This is a genomic window from Xenorhabdus koppenhoeferi, assembly GCF_900116635.1.
Lineage (GTDB): Bacteria > Pseudomonadota > Gammaproteobacteria > Enterobacterales > Enterobacteriaceae > Xenorhabdus > Xenorhabdus koppenhoeferi.
The window spans coordinates 59,000-73,227 of record NZ_FPBJ01000005.1 but is presented as its reverse complement, the minus strand read 5'-3'; the positions used below and the strand labels follow the sequence as shown (position 1 = coordinate 73,227).

At 43.8% G+C, this 14,228-nt stretch carries 15 protein-coding genes; 11 read left to right on the top strand and 4 right to left on the bottom strand.

Annotated features, from left to right (window positions below; genetic code table 11):
- Nucleotides 1-41 precede the first annotated feature (41 nt).
- The 4 genes from syd to BM329_RS02840 all read left to right on the top strand — a co-directional run bounded on the left by syd (nucleotide 42) and on the right by BM329_RS02840 (nucleotide 2,759).
- The gene (gene syd / locus BM329_RS02860; protein ID WP_092548629.1) at nucleotides 42-593 is read left to right on the top strand and encodes a SecY-interacting protein; all 552 of its coding nucleotides are present in this window, start codon (nucleotides 42-44) and stop codon (nucleotides 591-593) included.
- Between the two features lie 603 nt (nucleotides 594-1,196).
- Nucleotides 1,197-1,523 (top strand): YqcC family protein, encoded by a 327-nt coding sequence (locus BM329_RS02850; protein ID WP_092548625.1) that lies wholly within the window; start codon nucleotides 1,197-1,199, stop codon nucleotides 1,521-1,523.
- Between the two features lies 1 nt (nucleotide 1,524).
- The gene (gene truC, locus BM329_RS02845; protein ID WP_092548622.1) at nucleotides 1,525-2,277 is read left to right on the top strand and encodes a tRNA pseudouridine(65) synthase TruC; all 753 of its coding nucleotides are present in this window, start codon (nucleotides 1,525-1,527) and stop codon (nucleotides 2,275-2,277) included.
- 35 nt (nucleotides 2,278-2,312) lie between these two features.
- Entirely contained in the window at nucleotides 2,313-2,759 is a 447-nt protein-coding gene (locus BM329_RS02840; RefSeq protein ID WP_092548618.1) for a flavodoxin, read from the top strand.
- An 82-nt stretch (nucleotides 2,760-2,841) separates the two neighbouring features.
- Here the strand turns inward: BM329_RS02840 and BM329_RS02835 are convergent, their stop codons facing one another.
- On the bottom strand, nucleotides 2,842-3,228 hold the full coding sequence (locus BM329_RS02835) for a DUF3461 family protein (RefSeq protein WP_092548615.1): 387 nt from the start codon (nucleotides 3,226-3,228) through the stop codon (nucleotides 2,842-2,844).
- Between the two features lie 193 nt (nucleotides 3,229-3,421).
- Between BM329_RS02835 and BM329_RS14965 the strand changes: the two genes are divergently transcribed.
- Together BM329_RS14965 and BM329_RS02825 are read left to right on the top strand one after the other, a co-directional pair.
- Nucleotides 3,422-3,787 carry a toxin-antitoxin system TumE family protein gene (locus BM329_RS14965; RefSeq protein WP_092548612.1) on the top strand — a complete coding sequence of 122 codons (366 nt, stop codon included), beginning with the start codon at nucleotides 3,422-3,424 and terminating at the stop codon, nucleotides 3,785-3,787.
- A 4-nt stretch (nucleotides 3,788-3,791) separates the two neighbouring features.
- A complete protein-coding gene (locus tag BM329_RS02825; RefSeq protein WP_092548609.1) occupies nucleotides 3,792-4,193 on the top strand; it encodes an HVO_A0114 family putative DNA-binding protein in 402 nt (133 codons plus the stop codon).
- Nucleotides 4,194-4,270: 77 nt separating this feature from the next.
- Here the strand turns inward: BM329_RS02825 and dapD are convergent, their stop codons facing one another.
- From dapD to map, 3 genes are all read right to left on the bottom strand, one after another.
- On the bottom strand, nucleotides 4,271-5,095 hold the full coding sequence (gene dapD, locus BM329_RS02820; protein WP_092548606.1) for a 2,3,4,5-tetrahydropyridine-2,6-dicarboxylate N-succinyltransferase: 825 nt from the start codon (nucleotides 5,093-5,095) through the stop codon (nucleotides 4,271-4,273).
- 40 nt (nucleotides 5,096-5,135) lie between these two features.
- A complete protein-coding gene (gene glnD / locus BM329_RS02815) occupies nucleotides 5,136-7,790 on the bottom strand; it encodes a bifunctional uridylyltransferase/uridylyl-removing protein GlnD (protein WP_092548603.1) in 2,655 nt (884 codons plus the stop codon).
- A gap of 179 nt (nucleotides 7,791-7,969) precedes the next feature.
- Complete coding sequence (gene map / locus BM329_RS02810; protein ID WP_092548600.1) at nucleotides 7,970-8,767, bottom strand: type I methionyl aminopeptidase; 798 nt, start codon at nucleotides 8,765-8,767, stop codon at nucleotides 7,970-7,972.
- Between the two features lie 376 nt (nucleotides 8,768-9,143).
- Between map and rpsB the strand changes: the two genes are divergently transcribed.
- From rpsB to ispC, 5 genes are all read left to right on the top strand, one after another.
- Nucleotides 9,144-9,869: a 30S ribosomal protein S2 gene (gene rpsB / locus BM329_RS02805; protein ID WP_092548597.1), complete on the top strand. Its 726-nt coding sequence runs from the start codon at nucleotides 9,144-9,146 to the stop codon at nucleotides 9,867-9,869.
- A gap of 164 nt (nucleotides 9,870-10,033) precedes the next feature.
- Nucleotides 10,034-10,891 carry a translation elongation factor Ts gene (gene tsf, locus BM329_RS02800; protein ID WP_092548594.1) on the top strand — a complete coding sequence of 286 codons (858 nt, stop codon included), beginning with the start codon at nucleotides 10,034-10,036 and terminating at the stop codon, nucleotides 10,889-10,891.
- A 133-nt stretch (nucleotides 10,892-11,024) separates the two neighbouring features.
- Nucleotides 11,025-11,753, top strand: a complete 729-nt coding sequence (gene pyrH, locus BM329_RS02795) for a UMP kinase (protein WP_092548591.1) — start codon at nucleotides 11,025-11,027, stop codon at nucleotides 11,751-11,753.
- A 172-nt stretch (nucleotides 11,754-11,925) separates the two neighbouring features.
- Nucleotides 11,926-12,483, top strand: a complete 558-nt coding sequence (gene frr, locus BM329_RS02790; protein ID WP_092548588.1) for a ribosome recycling factor — start codon at nucleotides 11,926-11,928, stop codon at nucleotides 12,481-12,483.
- Nucleotides 12,484-12,764: 281 nt separating this feature from the next.
- Nucleotides 12,765-13,961: a 1-deoxy-D-xylulose-5-phosphate reductoisomerase gene (gene ispC, locus BM329_RS02785; protein ID WP_092548585.1), complete on the top strand. Its 1,197-nt coding sequence runs from the start codon at nucleotides 12,765-12,767 to the stop codon at nucleotides 13,959-13,961.
- Nucleotides 13,962-14,228 lie beyond the last annotated feature (267 nt).

Below are 14,228 nucleotides of genomic sequence, written 5' to 3'. Positions count from 1 at the left end.
GATAACATTGCATACCTGAAAATAATGGATGATATAACTCTATGACCTTTTATGTGACAAAAGCACTTTCTGACTTTACCCAGCGATATATTGAATTGTGGCAAGAAAATACAGGGTTTCCACCAGCCAGTAGCGATCTGTATGGTATCCCTTCTCCGTGTATTGATCGCACAGGAGATGAAGTGGTGTACTGGCTTCCTCAGCCGTTTTCTATTCAAGGAAAGCTGAGTAAGGTTGAAACAGCGCTGGATATCTGTTTACAGGGTTCTATCCACGATTACTATGTAACGCAGTTTGCCGGGGATATGGCAGCCAGCTTTGAAGGGCAAAACCTGAGTCTGATTCAGGTATGGAGTGAAGATGATTTTATCCGGTTGCAGGAAAATCTTATTGGTCATTTGGTCACTCAGAAGCGGTTAAAGCTCTCCCCTACTCTATTTATTGGAACGACAGATTCTGAAATGGGGCTGATTTCTGTCTGTAATTTGACAGGACAAGTGATACTTGAGCAATTTGGCAGCCATGAGCGAACGACATTATCCCCGGATCTAGCCACTTTCCTTTCTATTATCAAGCCTGCCATAGTAAGTTAGTTGCAGATATTGGTTTGATTTTTTGTAAGAGATATCTCACATACCGTGTGAGATATCTCTCTTAATTATGAAGTGAATATTACTGGTGAATATTATTTTTATGATATATCAATGACATGAAGTTTATGGTTGTACCATCCTTTTGTCATGCAATTTATTACGCTAATTCAGTGACTTGTTTCAGCAGCTTGAATATTAGATCATTTCACTGTTCCGAAAGGAATCACGGCAAAACAATAACCAGGGAATAATTCCATCGGGAAGATGGTTCAAGGATGGTCAGGTACAGGCAGGAGCGCCAGAATCTATCAGTATAATGATTAAGTATAAGGATAACAGGCAGGGACGTTTTTTGTCAGGGAACGAGCAGGATGCACCCATTTAGCAGGATTGCTATGAAAACCGCTAAGAGGAGGGATATTTTATCTCTCCTCTTTTTATGCCCAGAGGATTTCAAGCCGAAACTCAAAATATATTGGGTATATTTTATCTTATCTCATCGCAAGTTTTCCGCTGAAATCACATCAATGATACTCTTATGCTCCAATGAAATAGTGGCAGTTTCTGCCATCTGAACAATAGACAGGCATCAGACGAAACATCATGAGTATCGAGAAAAAAATTTTACTTAAATTACAGTTAATTGAAGCCACCATGAAAATGGTAGGTATATGGCAAAATTATCCACCTAAACCAGAAGCCTTTGAAAGTACCGAGCCTTTTTCTATTGATACTATGTCAGCGGATGAATGGCTTCAATGGGTATTAATCCCAAAAATACGGGCTTTAATAGAACAAAAGGCTAATTTACCGACTGCATTTGCTATCGCCCCGTATTTTGAAGAAATTTATAAAGAAGAAGCAGAGCATTATCTACCTTTGCTGGAGAATTTAAGGGAATTGGATACTCTATTTGCGCACGGTGCTTGATATGCTGGATATTATTTATCAGGATGAGCATATTGTCGCAGTCAATAAACCTGCTGGATGGCTGGTTCATCGTAGCTGGTTGGCGCGCCACGAAACCGTTTTTGTGATGCAGACACTGCGTGATCAAATTGGACAGCATGTTTTCCCTGTCCATCGTCTGGACAGGCCGACATCAGGCGTTTTATTGATGGCTCTTTCAAGTGAAGTAGCGAGGACGCTTTCACAACAATTTGAATTCCACGATATACAAAAAACGTATCATGCGGTTGTGCGGGGTTATGTTGAAGGTGATGATATTATCGACTATGCCCTTATGGAACAGTTGGACAAAATCGCAGATAAGTTTGCTGATACTGACCGAGAGGCACAATCAGCAATTACACATTATCGTTCATTGGCAACTGTTGAGTGTCCGGTTGAAATAGGGCGGTACCCGACATCACGTTTCAGCCTGTTGGAACTGATGCCAAAAACGGGTCGTAAGCATCAACTGCGGCGGCATATGGCACATATCCGGCATCCTATCATTGGGGATACCACGCATGGCGATTTGCGACAAAACCGAGGAGTTGTTAAATATTACCAGACTGGTAGGTTAATGTTGCATGCCAGCCATCTTCAACTCAAGCATCCTGTAACAGGAGAAAAACTTCTTCTGACTGCTCGGTGGGACGCATCCTGGCAGCATTTGCTTGAACAATTTGGGTGGCGGTGTATTGTGCCTGATCTGGAATGTCTAACCGCTCATGAATGAACGAAGTATCAAACTGATTAAAGAGATCAATATCTATGGCAAAGATTGGTGTTTTCGTTGGTACAGTTTATGGCAATGCGCTGGCAGTTGCAGAAGAGGCGCAGCAGATCCTTGGACGGCAAGGGCATGAAGTTAAAGTCTTTGAAGATGCAACTTTAGCGCAATGGCAAGAATACCGGCAACAGGTTGTGTTAGTGATCACTTCGACGACAGGACAGGGTAAGCTGCCCGATAATATCCGACCACTCTACGCAGAACTGAATGATAAGTTGGGGCATCAGTCTGACTTGCGCTACGGCATGATTGTGTTGGGCGATCGTAGTTACGACACATTTTGCGGTGGTGGCCGTGCATTTGATGAACTGTTACAAGAACAGGGAGCCAAACGAATCGGGGATATACTGTTGATTGATGCCATTGAAGTAGTTGAACCCGAAGCCTTTTCCCAAGACTGGATTGAGCACTGGGGGGCTTTGCTGTAGGAAAGTTTCCCGTTACACCGCTTAGGCCTTTACTTTAATGTAACGTTAGGAAGATAAGCGGTGTAATGGTGTAGCTAACTGATTACTTGCGGGTCAGTTTTTCTAGATCCGTTTCGATTTCCGCAATCTTATTGGCAACAACATGTTCAAGATGACGTAAATCGTCAAGGATCTTGTGTTTTAGATCCATTTCGATCTGGTCGTGTTTGCAAATCTGATCCAGCTCCTCAATTACATAACGCAGATTGGGGTTTATCTCTTTGACTTCTTTGTAACCTTGCCTTGAGTTATCATCAGAGATAGTTTTTAACTGACGTGGATACTTAAACTTAACGCTTTTGGCGAAGAATTCGCCTTTGTCCTTGCGGAAATAAATCTTCAGAATGTCGTTATTCGCTTCCTGGCGGAGGCTATAGCGATCAATATCTTCAGGATGTGTGATCCCCAAACTTTTCAAGTTATCGTACATAGCGCGTCACCTAGTCACCTAAATGAAATGGAAAGGCAAAAAATAGTGGATCTATTATCCATTTTGGCGTTGCCAAAAGTCAATTGGTTAATGGTGAGTGAGAGGAGCCTCATAAAAATAGAATAATGACATTGCTTGAAATCCCCCATCAATATACTTATGATTAGCTCATAACAATAATGAGGTTTTAGTCGTGGATTATGAACATGGACTAGAAGTCTTACTAGATCTTCATTGCCAACGAGTTAATAGGGATGATGGTTACTGGTGGGAAATAAAGGCGTGGACAGTAGTCAAAACAAAGATGATACCTCATGGAATCAGGTATAGCCTGACCTTACATGATAAACATAACACTAGAGTATTTGGTATGGATAATGCGCATGCTATTTCCATACCTAAGAAAGGGAAATATAAGGGACGTATAGTATACGATCACATGCACAGAAACTCGTATGATAAAGGAGTACCATACGAATTTACGTCACCTTATCAATTAATTGAGGATTTTTTTGCTAAAATTGATGAGGTTATAGCTGAGAGAGAATCTAGAGGTTAGCAAAATGAAAGCACTCATCGGCGTAATGAATGAAGAACTTATTCGCAAACGTATATTGGCAATCGCTAAGAGTGAATATAAACCGCAGCCAGATGAGCCTAAAGTGTGGTTTACATCCATGATCGCACTCGCACAAGTGTTGAGTGAAAACAATATTGCTTTACTTCGTATGATGGATGAGCAGAAGCCAGAAACGATAGCTGAACTTTCCGGGCTTTCCGGAAGGAAACCCAGCAATTTGTCCACTACGTTAAAAACACTTAATCGGCATGGTTTTGTTCGGCTGGAAAAAAATGGAAAAAATGTCAAACCAATCGCTTTGTTTACCGACTTTGAAATAAAGATTGAGCAGAATATTACAGATAGAATTATGAAAGCCTGTTCAAAAGGTAAGGAAGCCGCCTAATCTTTTGTTGTTTTTTCGGTAGCTTAAAGAAAAGCCCCTAGATATCGTGTAAGGGGCTTTCGCTATTTTCTAAAAATTTAATCAATATTTCTCAGCAGTTCGTTAATACCAACTTTGCCACGGGTCTTGGCATCTACTTTTTTCACGATAACTGCACAGTACAGGCTGTAGCTGCCATCTTTCGACGGAAGGTTACCGGATACGACAACTGAACCTGCTGGCACACGGCCATAATGAATTTCACCGGTTTCACGATCATAGATTTTGGTGCTTTGACCAATATAAACACCCATTGAGATCACGGAGCCTTCTTCCACGATGACGCCTTCTACGATCTCAGAACGGGCGCCGATAAAACAATTGTCTTCAATAATGGTTGGGTTAGCCTGCAAGGGTTCCAGAACACCTCCAATACCAACGCCGCCAGATAAGTGAACATTTTTACCGATTTGTGCACAGGAACCCACAGTAGCCCAAGTATCTACCATTGAACCTTCATCCACATAAGCCCCTAAGTTGACGTAAGATGGCATCAGCACGGTGTTACGGGCGATAAAAGCGCCTTGGCGCACTGCCGCTGGCGGCACTACACGGAACCCTTCTTTCTCGAAACGAGCCTGATCATAATCAGCAAATTTCATGGGTACTTTGTCGAAATAGCGGCTTTCAGCGCCTTCCATAACTTGATTGTCATTAATGCGGAAGGAAAGCAATACAGCCTTTTTCAGCCATTGATGCGTTACCCATTCCCCATCAATCTTTTCAGCGACGCGAAGTTTGCCGCTGTCCAGCATTTGGATGACTTGATTAATGGCTTCGCGGGCGGCTACGTCAACGGTGGATGGTGTAATGTTTGCACGGTTTTCAAACGCATTTTCGATTGTAGCTTGTAATTGCTGCATAAGTACACGGTTCCTAATTTCTGTTAAGTCAAGAGTATTGCTATAGTTTATCCCGTGTGTTGAGGGCTTCTGTCAACCTTTCTGATAATTCATTCCTTATTTTTTTATGTAATGCGTTTTGATCTTTATCTGCCAGTACAAAAAAATCTTCAACACGTTCCCCTATGGTGGTGATTCTGGCTCCATGCAAGGAAATTCCCAATTCAGTGAAAATATTGCCTACCCGAGCCAGTAATCCGGGTTGATCCAATGCAACCAATTCCATATAAGTGCGGCGGATATTGTTCGTCGGTAAAAAGCTGACTTGGGTCGGGACATTAAAATGGCGTAATTTAGTTGGTAGATTACGTGCCTTCGGCACCTTGGGATGAGGATCGTTCACCACTTTCAGTAAAGCACGGCGGATGGATTCGTGACGATCAAGCGCCAGTGGATGACCGTTAGGCTCCAGTACCACAAATGTATCCATTGCCATTTCATCACGACTCGTAAAGATTTGGGCATCGTGGACGCTTAAATTACGTCTGTCCAACTCTCCAACAACTGCGGCGAACAATGAAGGCCGGTCTTGGCACCAAATAAAAATCTCTGTGCCGCCGTGGGAAAATGCGGTGCTGATCAACACCATCGGTTCTGAAGAAGTATGGTGGATTAAGTGGCTGGCATGCCATGCCAATTGATCCGGCGTATGACGCAGGAAATAATCAGCATGGAAACGGCTCCATATGTTGTGCAATTGTTGTTCGTCAATATTGGCTTGTCGCAATAGAGCCAGTGATTGTGTGCGATTATTGCGAATACGTTCTCGTAAGTCAGGGGGATTTTGGAGACCTTGGCGCAATTGTGTTTCTGTGGCGAAAAAGAGTTCGCGTATCAGGCTTTGTTTCCAACTGTTCCATAGCTTAGCATTAGTGGCGCAAATATCTGCAACAGTCAGACAAACTAAATAGTTCAATCGGGTTTGGTTTTTGACTATTCTAGCAAATTGTTGAATAACATCAGGGTCTTGAATATCCCGTCGCTGGGCGGTGACTGACATTAATAAATGATCACGAACCAGCCATTCTATTAATTCTGCTTCGTGATTTGTCAGGCCATGTACTTTTGCGAACGTGAAAGCATCTTTAGCACCAAGCTCAGAATGATCACCATTGCGCCCCTTGGCGATATCATGGAAAAACGCCGCCAACCGCAGCAGTTCCGGTTGCGGGAGACGGGGATAAAGCTCAACACACAAAGGATGGATCACGCGGTTATTTTCATTAGCGAAACTTTCCAGCTTTTGTAGTACCCGTATGGTGTGCTCGTCAACGGTATAAGCATGAAAAAGATCAAATTGCATCTGGCCGACGATATTGCTCCACATCGGCATATACGCTCCTAATACACTATGGTGGTGCATTGGGAGTAGCGCACCCCTGACTGCGCAGGGATGGCGCAGAATATCCATGAAAACTTTTCGTGCTTCGGGCAATTCACATAAAGGATTACGCAGATTTCTACGGGCATAGCGAAGCTGGCGCAATGTTCTGGAGTAGATCCCCTGAATTTCGTGATGTTCCGCCATGTGATAAAACATTTTCAATATTGAGGTAGGATCACGACTAAACAGCGTTTCATCAATTAAATCGATGAGATTACCCCGTAATTGAAACTCTGTATTCAAGGGACGAGGTTTCTCATTAGGCTGCAATGCCAGAATCGCTTCATCAAATAGCTGCAACAGCATGCTATTGAGTTCACTGATACGACGGGTCATGCGATAGAAATCTTTCATCATCCGTTCGACGGGTTGATTACGCTCGCCTTCATAGCCGAGCAGTCGGGCAACACTGAACTGACTTTCAAACAGCAGCCGATTATCATAACGGGTAACGACCAGATGAAGGGCAAAACGGATGCGCCAGAGAAAATTTTGGCATTCGTTTAATTCGTTACGTTCTTCGCGAGTCAGGAAGCCAAAACCGACCATCTCATCCAAGGATGTCGCGCCAAAATGGCGGTGAGCAACCCAAAGTAAAGTGTGAATGTCGCGTAATCCACCGGGGCTGCTTTTGATATCAGGCTCCAGATTGTAGCTTGTACTGTGATAACGTTGATGACGTTCTTGCTGTTCAACGAGTTTAGCCGCGAAAAATTGGGCAGATGGCCAGAAATCATCACTGAAAATATATTTCTGCAAGCGTAGAAATAAAGGCAGATCCCCACAAATTAAGCGTGCTTCAATAAGGTTTGTGGCGATAGTGAGATCGGAAAGCCCTTTTTGCTGGCACTCTTCGAGTGTCCTGACACTATGACCTACTTCCAGACGAATATCCCAGAGCAGAGCGATGAACTTTCCGATTTGTACTGATTGTTCTTCAGTGAGCGGAGATTCACTTAGGATCAATAGATCAATATCAGATAGAGGATGTAATTCACGGCGACCATAGCCACCGGCTGCAATCAGAGAAAGAGAGACCATTTGGTCAAATTCCCGTTCCTGCCACAAGCGCTTCAACAGTTGATCAATATAATCACTGCGAGCGTAAATCAGTGCATCCGGCGTGATTCCTGCCTTGAAGGCTTGCTCCAGCCATAGCTGAAATTCATCAATATGCTGTTTAAGGACAGGGTATTGAAGGTCATTGTGGGAAAATTCCACAGGAGAAAGGGGAGGAACGGGTGCTTGCGCTAAGGAGATATCGACTGGCATATGCAAAAACCTATTATGAGAAAGCTTATGGGGAAGCGAACCATAATGACCAGATTACTGAGAAAATCGTGAGATGAACAGGGGTTATTGGCTATGAGAATGAAACAGAATGAAGCGCCAGCCCAGTGAGTTGACAGACGCTTCATTGATTAGAAATGATAAACTGCGTCAGTCAGCAATTATTCATTGACTAAGACTGCTGAAATATACGGCTCTTCTTCTTTGCGCCATGTCATGATTTCACAACCATTGTCGATTACGACAATAGTGTGTTCATACTGCGCAGACCAACCACGATCTTTGGTTTTGACTGTCCAGCCGTCTTTCATGGTACGGATGCGGAAATCACCTGCATTAACCATGGGTTCAATAGTGAATGCCATTCCTTTTTGCAAAACAACACCGCCATCATCCGCATCATAATGCAAAACATGTGGCTCTTCGTGGAAGACCCTGCCGATACCGTGACCGCAATATTCGCGAACAACAGAATAATCCTGAGCTTCCACAAACTGCTGAATTGCTTTGCCAAGGGTACGCAAGCGAATGCCCGGCTTAACCATTTTCAGGGCAAGATACAAGCTTTCTTGCGTCACGCGGCAAAGGCGCTCACCTTGAATGGTTGGCTTACCGACGATGAACATTTTGGATGTATCACCGTGGAACTCATCTTTGATGACAGTAACGTCGATATTGACGATATCACCGTCTTTCAGCACTTTGTCATCACTTGGGATACCGTGACAAATTACGTCATTGACTGAGATGCACACCGATTTAGGGAAACCGTGGTAACCCAGACAAGCAGAAATGGCCTGTTGTTTCTCGGTGATGTGCTTGTGGCAGATGCGATCCAGTTCACCTGTGGTGACACCCGCCTTAACGTAAGGCTCAATCATTTCCAGAACTTCGGCTGCCAGACGTCCGGCAACACGCATTTTCTGAATGTCTTCTTCTGTTTTGATAGAAATAGCCATGAAATAGGTCCATTTAAGTCGGAAAATGACCAACTATTTGATATTAACTAAGGAAAATTGTTGTCGGTAATGGTACCAGCCCACCGAATGTCTGCCAATAACCGTTGGTTGACAGACTATCAGAAAGCTGTAACAAATGTTGGAGTATAGTGGTGGTTTGTGGTATAAAGCGCGCCGGTATTCTGTGTAATTGTTTCTGACATAATGCAATGCGCAGGGATGCTAAATAAACTCATTATGTGTAAATAACACACACGGGTCGGCACATACACCGGGGTGCTCTCATGCGGCTAATCATATGGGTAGCTTGCAGCTAAAGAGTCGGTGTCATGGGACCTGTGGAGGCATAACCCCAATTAACTTTAAGAGGTCTAAAATGGCAACTGTTTCCATGCGCGATATGCTGCAAGCAGGCGTTCACTTCGGTCACCAGACTCGTTACTGGAACCCAAAAATGAAACCTTTCATCTTTGGTGCTCGTAACAAAGTTCATATCATCAACCTGGAAAAAACTGTTCCAATGTTCAACGGGGCATTGGCAGAGCTGAACAAAATCGCTTCCCGTAAAGGTAAAATTCTGTTTGTTGGTACCAAGCGTGCTGCTAGTGAAGCAGTAAAAGAAGCAGCGCTGAGCTGTGACCAATACTTCGTTAATCACCGTTGGTTAGGTGGTATGCTGACTAACTGGAAAACTGTTCGTCAGTCAATCAAGCGTCTGAAAGATCTGGAAGTGCAGTCTCAGGATGGTACTTTTGACAAGCTGACCAAAAAAGAAGCGCTGATGCGTACTCGTGAGCTTGGCAAACTGGAAAACAGCCTGGGCGGTATCAAAAACATGGGCGGCCTGCCTGATGCTCTGTTTGTTATCGATGCTGAACACGAACATATTGCTATCAAAGAAGCAAATAATCTGGGTATCCCAGTATTTGCTATCGTTGATACTAACTCTGATCCAGATGGCGTTGATTTCATCATCCCTGGTAATGACGACGCAATCCGTGCAGTAAAACTGTACCTGACCGCTGCAGCTACCGCTGTTCGTGAAGGTCGTTCTCAAGATCTGGTTGTTCAAGCGGAAGAAGGTCTCGTAGACGCTGAATAATAAGGTATGCTCATTTTGAGCCCTTATTGACCAGGTATTGAAATATATTGGTTAGGGGGCCTATTACGGCCCCCTTTACATATCTGATATAGAACTATTATCTGATATAGAACTTTCCACGCGGAATATTATCTTCCCGCGAGACACATCGAGGAATAAAACAAATGGCTGACATTACCGCTGCTCTGGTAAAAGAACTGCGTGAGCGTACTGGCGCAGGCATGATGGAATGTAAAAAAGCACTGGTTGAAGCAAATGGTGATATCGAGCTTGCTATTGATAACATGCGTAAATCAGGTCAGGCAAAAGCTGCTAAGAAAGCAGGCCGTGTTGCCGCTGAAGGTGTTATCCTGGTTGAAGTTGCAGCTGATGCTACATTCGCGGGTATTGTTGAACTGAACTGTGAAACTGACTTCGTTGCTAAAGATGCAGGCTTCCTGGCGTTTGGTAAAGAAGTGATCGCAGCAGTAATGGCTGACAAAAACACTGATATCGATGCTCTGAAAGCTAAGTTCGAAGAACAGCGTACTGAACTGGTTGCGAAAATCGGTGAAAACATCAACATCCGTCGCGTTGAAATCCTGGAAGGCGAAGCTGTAGGTTCTTACCTGCACGGTGCTCGCATCGGCGTTCTGGTTGCGGCTGAAGGCGCAAACGAAGAACTGATCAAACACGTTGCAATGCACGTTGCTGCAAGCAAACCAGAATACGTGAACCCAACTGACGTTCCTGCTGACGTGGTTGAGCGTGAGCATCAGATCCAGATGGAAATCGCAATGCAGTCTGGTAAGCCTCGCGAAATAGCAGAGAAAATGGTTTCTGGCCGTATGAACAAATTCACCGGCGAAATCTCTCTGACTGGTCAGAACTTCGTAATGGACCCAAGCAAATCTGTTGGCGATCTGCTGAAAGAGAACAATGCTAAAGTGATCAACTTCATCCGCTTCGAAGTTGGTGAAGGTATCGAGAAAGTTGAAGCTGATTTCGCAGCAGAAGTTGCTGCAATGAGTAAGCAGTCTTAATTTTCTTAAACGGAGCCGCCGATTGGCGGTTCTGTTTTATCTCATAATGAGTGTTTACATCTGGGCTGCGTAGCGTGGATGTGTAGTAATTGAATAAATCCCCAATATCCTTATTTGCTTAGGACTGAACACCATGGCAACCAATGCAAAACCCGTATATCAGAGAATCCTTCTTAAGCTCAGTGGAGAAGCCCTGCAAGGCGCAGAAGGTTTTGGTATCGACGCCAGCGTCTTAGACCGCATGGCTCAGGAAATCAAAGAACTGGTTGAGCTGGGTATTCAGGTCGGCGTCGTTATTGGAGGAGGTAACCTGTTTCGTGGTGCTGGCTTGGCAGAAGCAGGAATGAATCGTGTAGTAGGCGATCACATGGGCATGTTAGCGACTGTGATGAACGGTCTGGCGATGCGTGATGCTTTACACCGCGCTTATGTGAACGTTCGTTTGATGTCAGCCATCCCACTAAATGGGGTGTGTGACAATTACAGCTGGGCTGAGGCGATCAGCTTACTGCGTCACGGTCGGGTTGTTATTTTTTCTGCGGGTACTGGTAACCCGTTCTTTACAACAGATTCTGCTGCATGTCTGCGTGGCATTGAAATTGAAGCAGATGTTGTGTTAAAAGCGACTAAAGTTGATGGCGTCTATTCTGCTGATCCTACGAAAGATCCTGAAGCCGTTCTCTACAATAAACTCGCTTATCAGGACGTATTGGAACGTGAATTAAAAGTGATGGATCTCGCTGCATTTACGTTGGCCCGGGATCATAAACTGCCTATTCGTGTTTTTAATATGAATAAACCAGGCGCACTTCGTCGTGTTGTGATGGGTGAAAATGAAGGCACGCTGATTTCTCACGACTGATTTTTCATAATTCGTGTTCAGAGAGACATCAGTGAAATTTGACGGTATGATCAGCGTCCTGATGCGCCAAATTTAATGACATAGGGCCATCTAATTATCAGCTTAATTAGTGTATCTGCTAGTTACGCATATATGGCCTAAAAAAATAACCATCATCCCAAGGGTTTGTAACGTGATTAATGAAATTAAAAAAGACGCACAAGACCGCATGGAAAAAAGCGTCGAAGCACTGAAAAACCAAATCAGCAAGGTTCGTACTGGCCGTGCTTCTCCTAGCCTGTTGGATGGCATCAGCGTTGAATATTATGGCGCTGCGACTCCATTGCGTCAGATTGCAAATGTCGTTGCAGAAGATGTCCGTACTTTAGCAATTACGGTATTTGATCGCTCCATGACTCCGGCAATTGAGAAAGCGATTATGGCTTCTGATCTGGGTCTGAATCCATCTTCTGCTGGAACCATTATCCGCGTTCCATTGCCTGCACTGACAGAAGAACGCCGTAAAGATCTTATCAAAGTTGTTCGCGGTGAAGCGGAGCAGGGTCGTGTATCCATCCGTAACATTCGCCGTGATGCTAACGATAAAGTTAAGGCACTGCTGAAAGAAAAAGAGATCAGTGAAGACGAAGAACGTCGTTCACAGGATGAAATCCAAAAATTGACCGACAGCTTTATTAAAAAGATTGATGAAGCATTGGCAAATAAAGAAACCGAGTTAATGGATTTCTAATCTCTATTTCTTAAATACAGCGTCGTATCCCTGCGGCGTTGTTCTTATTCTTGATATACACTTCATATACCCAATGGATTTCAAGTTGCATCGCGACGGCAAGAGAGCAAATCCCCGGGAGCATAGATAACTATGTGGCCGGGGTGAGCGAGCGCAGCCAACAAAGAGGCAGTTTGAAAGACGAAGTGTATACACATTTCTTTCTCAAACGATGGACATAGCGATCTGTACAGCTCAAACTAATGCGATATTTATATCAGTAGCATATTCAGAGTATTAAAATGAAACGGTTAACTATTCTTGGCTCAACGGGTTCGATTGGGAAAAGTACGCTTTCTGTTGTCCGAAATAATCCAGAGAAATTCAATGTTGTCGCACTCATCGCTGGGAAAAATATTGAAGTTATGGCACAGCAGTGCCTGGAGTTCCGCCCGCTATACGCAGCGATGGCGGATGAGCAATCTGCGAATGCGTTACGTCAATTACTGCAAGAACAAGGAAACCAAACCGAAGTTTTATTCGGCAAAGAGGCTATTTGTGATTTAGCGGCACTGGAAGATGTCGATCAAGTCGTGTCTGCCATTGTTGGTGTAGCAGGGCTATTACCAACACTGGCGGCTATTCGTCGGGGTAAGCAAGTTCTGTTGGCGAATAAAGAATCACTGATTACCAGTGGGCGCCTGTTTATGGATGCAGTTGCGCAATACAAAGCGCAACTGTTACCCATTGATAGTGAACATAATGCTATTTTCCAAAGTTTGCCTGCTGAGGTTCAACATAATCTTGGCAATATAAATTTGAAGGATTATGGTATTTCCAACATTATACTGACAGGCTCGGGTGGCCCATTCCGTAAAACATCTCTGGATAAGCTGCCTGATGTTACACCGGATGAAGCGTGTGCACATCCAATCTGGTCAATGGGACGTAAAATTTCAGTTGATTCAGCGACCATGATGAATAAAGGGCTGGAGTACATTGAAGCACGTTACTTGTTCAATGCGTCCGCTGAGGAAATGGAAGTATTATTGCACCCTCAATCAGTCATTCATTCTATGGTCCGCTATCAAGATGGCAGTATTATTGCCCAGTTGGGAACACAGGACATGTGTACTCCCATAGCTTATGCGATGGCTTACCCCAACCGTATTCAATCTGGCGCGAAACCACTGGACTTTACCGAGCTGAGTATGCTCACCTTTGAAACACTGGATTATCAGCGTTACCCTTGCCTGAAGTTGGCTATTGAAGCTTGTCATGAAGGGCAGGCAGCAACAACTGTTTTGAATGCAGTGAATGAAGAAACCGTTGATGTTTTTTTGAAAGATGGAATCCGTTTCACAGATATTGCGAAAATCAATCGATTAGTGGTAGAAAAATTAAATTTATCTGAACCTCAAGATATAGAAGAGGTCTTAGAAATCGATAAAATAGCCAGAATTGCGGCGAGAAAAACCATCAGAATTTTTGCTAAGTAGCGAATTTTGTTAATAAGTATATGTTTGTTTGCGTTTTGGCAAATGATATAGTTCGCGGGTAAATTATAGATGTTATAATCGCCAATTCAATTACTTTGCGCCCGTGTTCTGATAGCAAAACCAGAGTAAAGGCTTTCATTCAGGCCGTGCCAGAAATAGCCGTGGTAGCCGTGATAATAATTAACACGTGACACGGCTTTTTCATGTTTGGAAGCGATTGAATTTATTGTAAGCCCAGCCTAGTTATTTAAGGATTATTTTGAGTGA

Coding starts and splice junctions, on each gene's coding strand:
- syd (WP_092548629.1), top strand. CDS start 42: ATGACCTTTTATGTGACAAAAGCACTTTCTGACTTTACCCAGCGATAT.
- BM329_RS02850 (WP_092548625.1), top strand. CDS start 1,197: ATGAGTATCGAGAAAAAAATTTTACTTAAATTACAGTTAATTGAAGCC.
- truC (WP_092548622.1), top strand. CDS start 1,525: ATGCTGGATATTATTTATCAGGATGAGCATATTGTCGCAGTCAATAAA.
- BM329_RS02840 (WP_092548618.1), top strand. CDS start 2,313: ATGGCAAAGATTGGTGTTTTCGTTGGTACAGTTTATGGCAATGCGCTG.
- BM329_RS02835 (WP_092548615.1), bottom strand. CDS start 3,228: ATGTACGATAACTTGAAAAGTTTGGGGATCACACATCCTGAAGATATT.
- BM329_RS02825 (WP_092548609.1), top strand. CDS start 3,792: ATGAAAGCACTCATCGGCGTAATGAATGAAGAACTTATTCGCAAACGT.
- dapD (WP_092548606.1), bottom strand. CDS start 5,095: ATGCAGCAATTACAAGCTACAATCGAAAATGCGTTTGAAAACCGTGCA.
- glnD (WP_092548603.1), bottom strand. CDS start 7,790: ATGCCAGTCGATATCTCCTTAGCGCAAGCACCCGTTCCTCCCCTTTCT.
- map (WP_092548600.1), bottom strand. CDS start 8,767: ATGGCTATTTCTATCAAAACAGAAGAAGACATTCAGAAAATGCGTGTT.
- rpsB (WP_092548597.1), top strand. CDS start 9,144: ATGGCAACTGTTTCCATGCGCGATATGCTGCAAGCAGGCGTTCACTTC.
- tsf (WP_092548594.1), top strand. CDS start 10,034: ATGGCTGACATTACCGCTGCTCTGGTAAAAGAACTGCGTGAGCGTACT.
- pyrH (WP_092548591.1), top strand. CDS start 11,025: ATGGCAACCAATGCAAAACCCGTATATCAGAGAATCCTTCTTAAGCTC.
- ispC (WP_092548585.1), top strand. CDS start 12,765: ATGAAACGGTTAACTATTCTTGGCTCAACGGGTTCGATTGGGAAAAGT.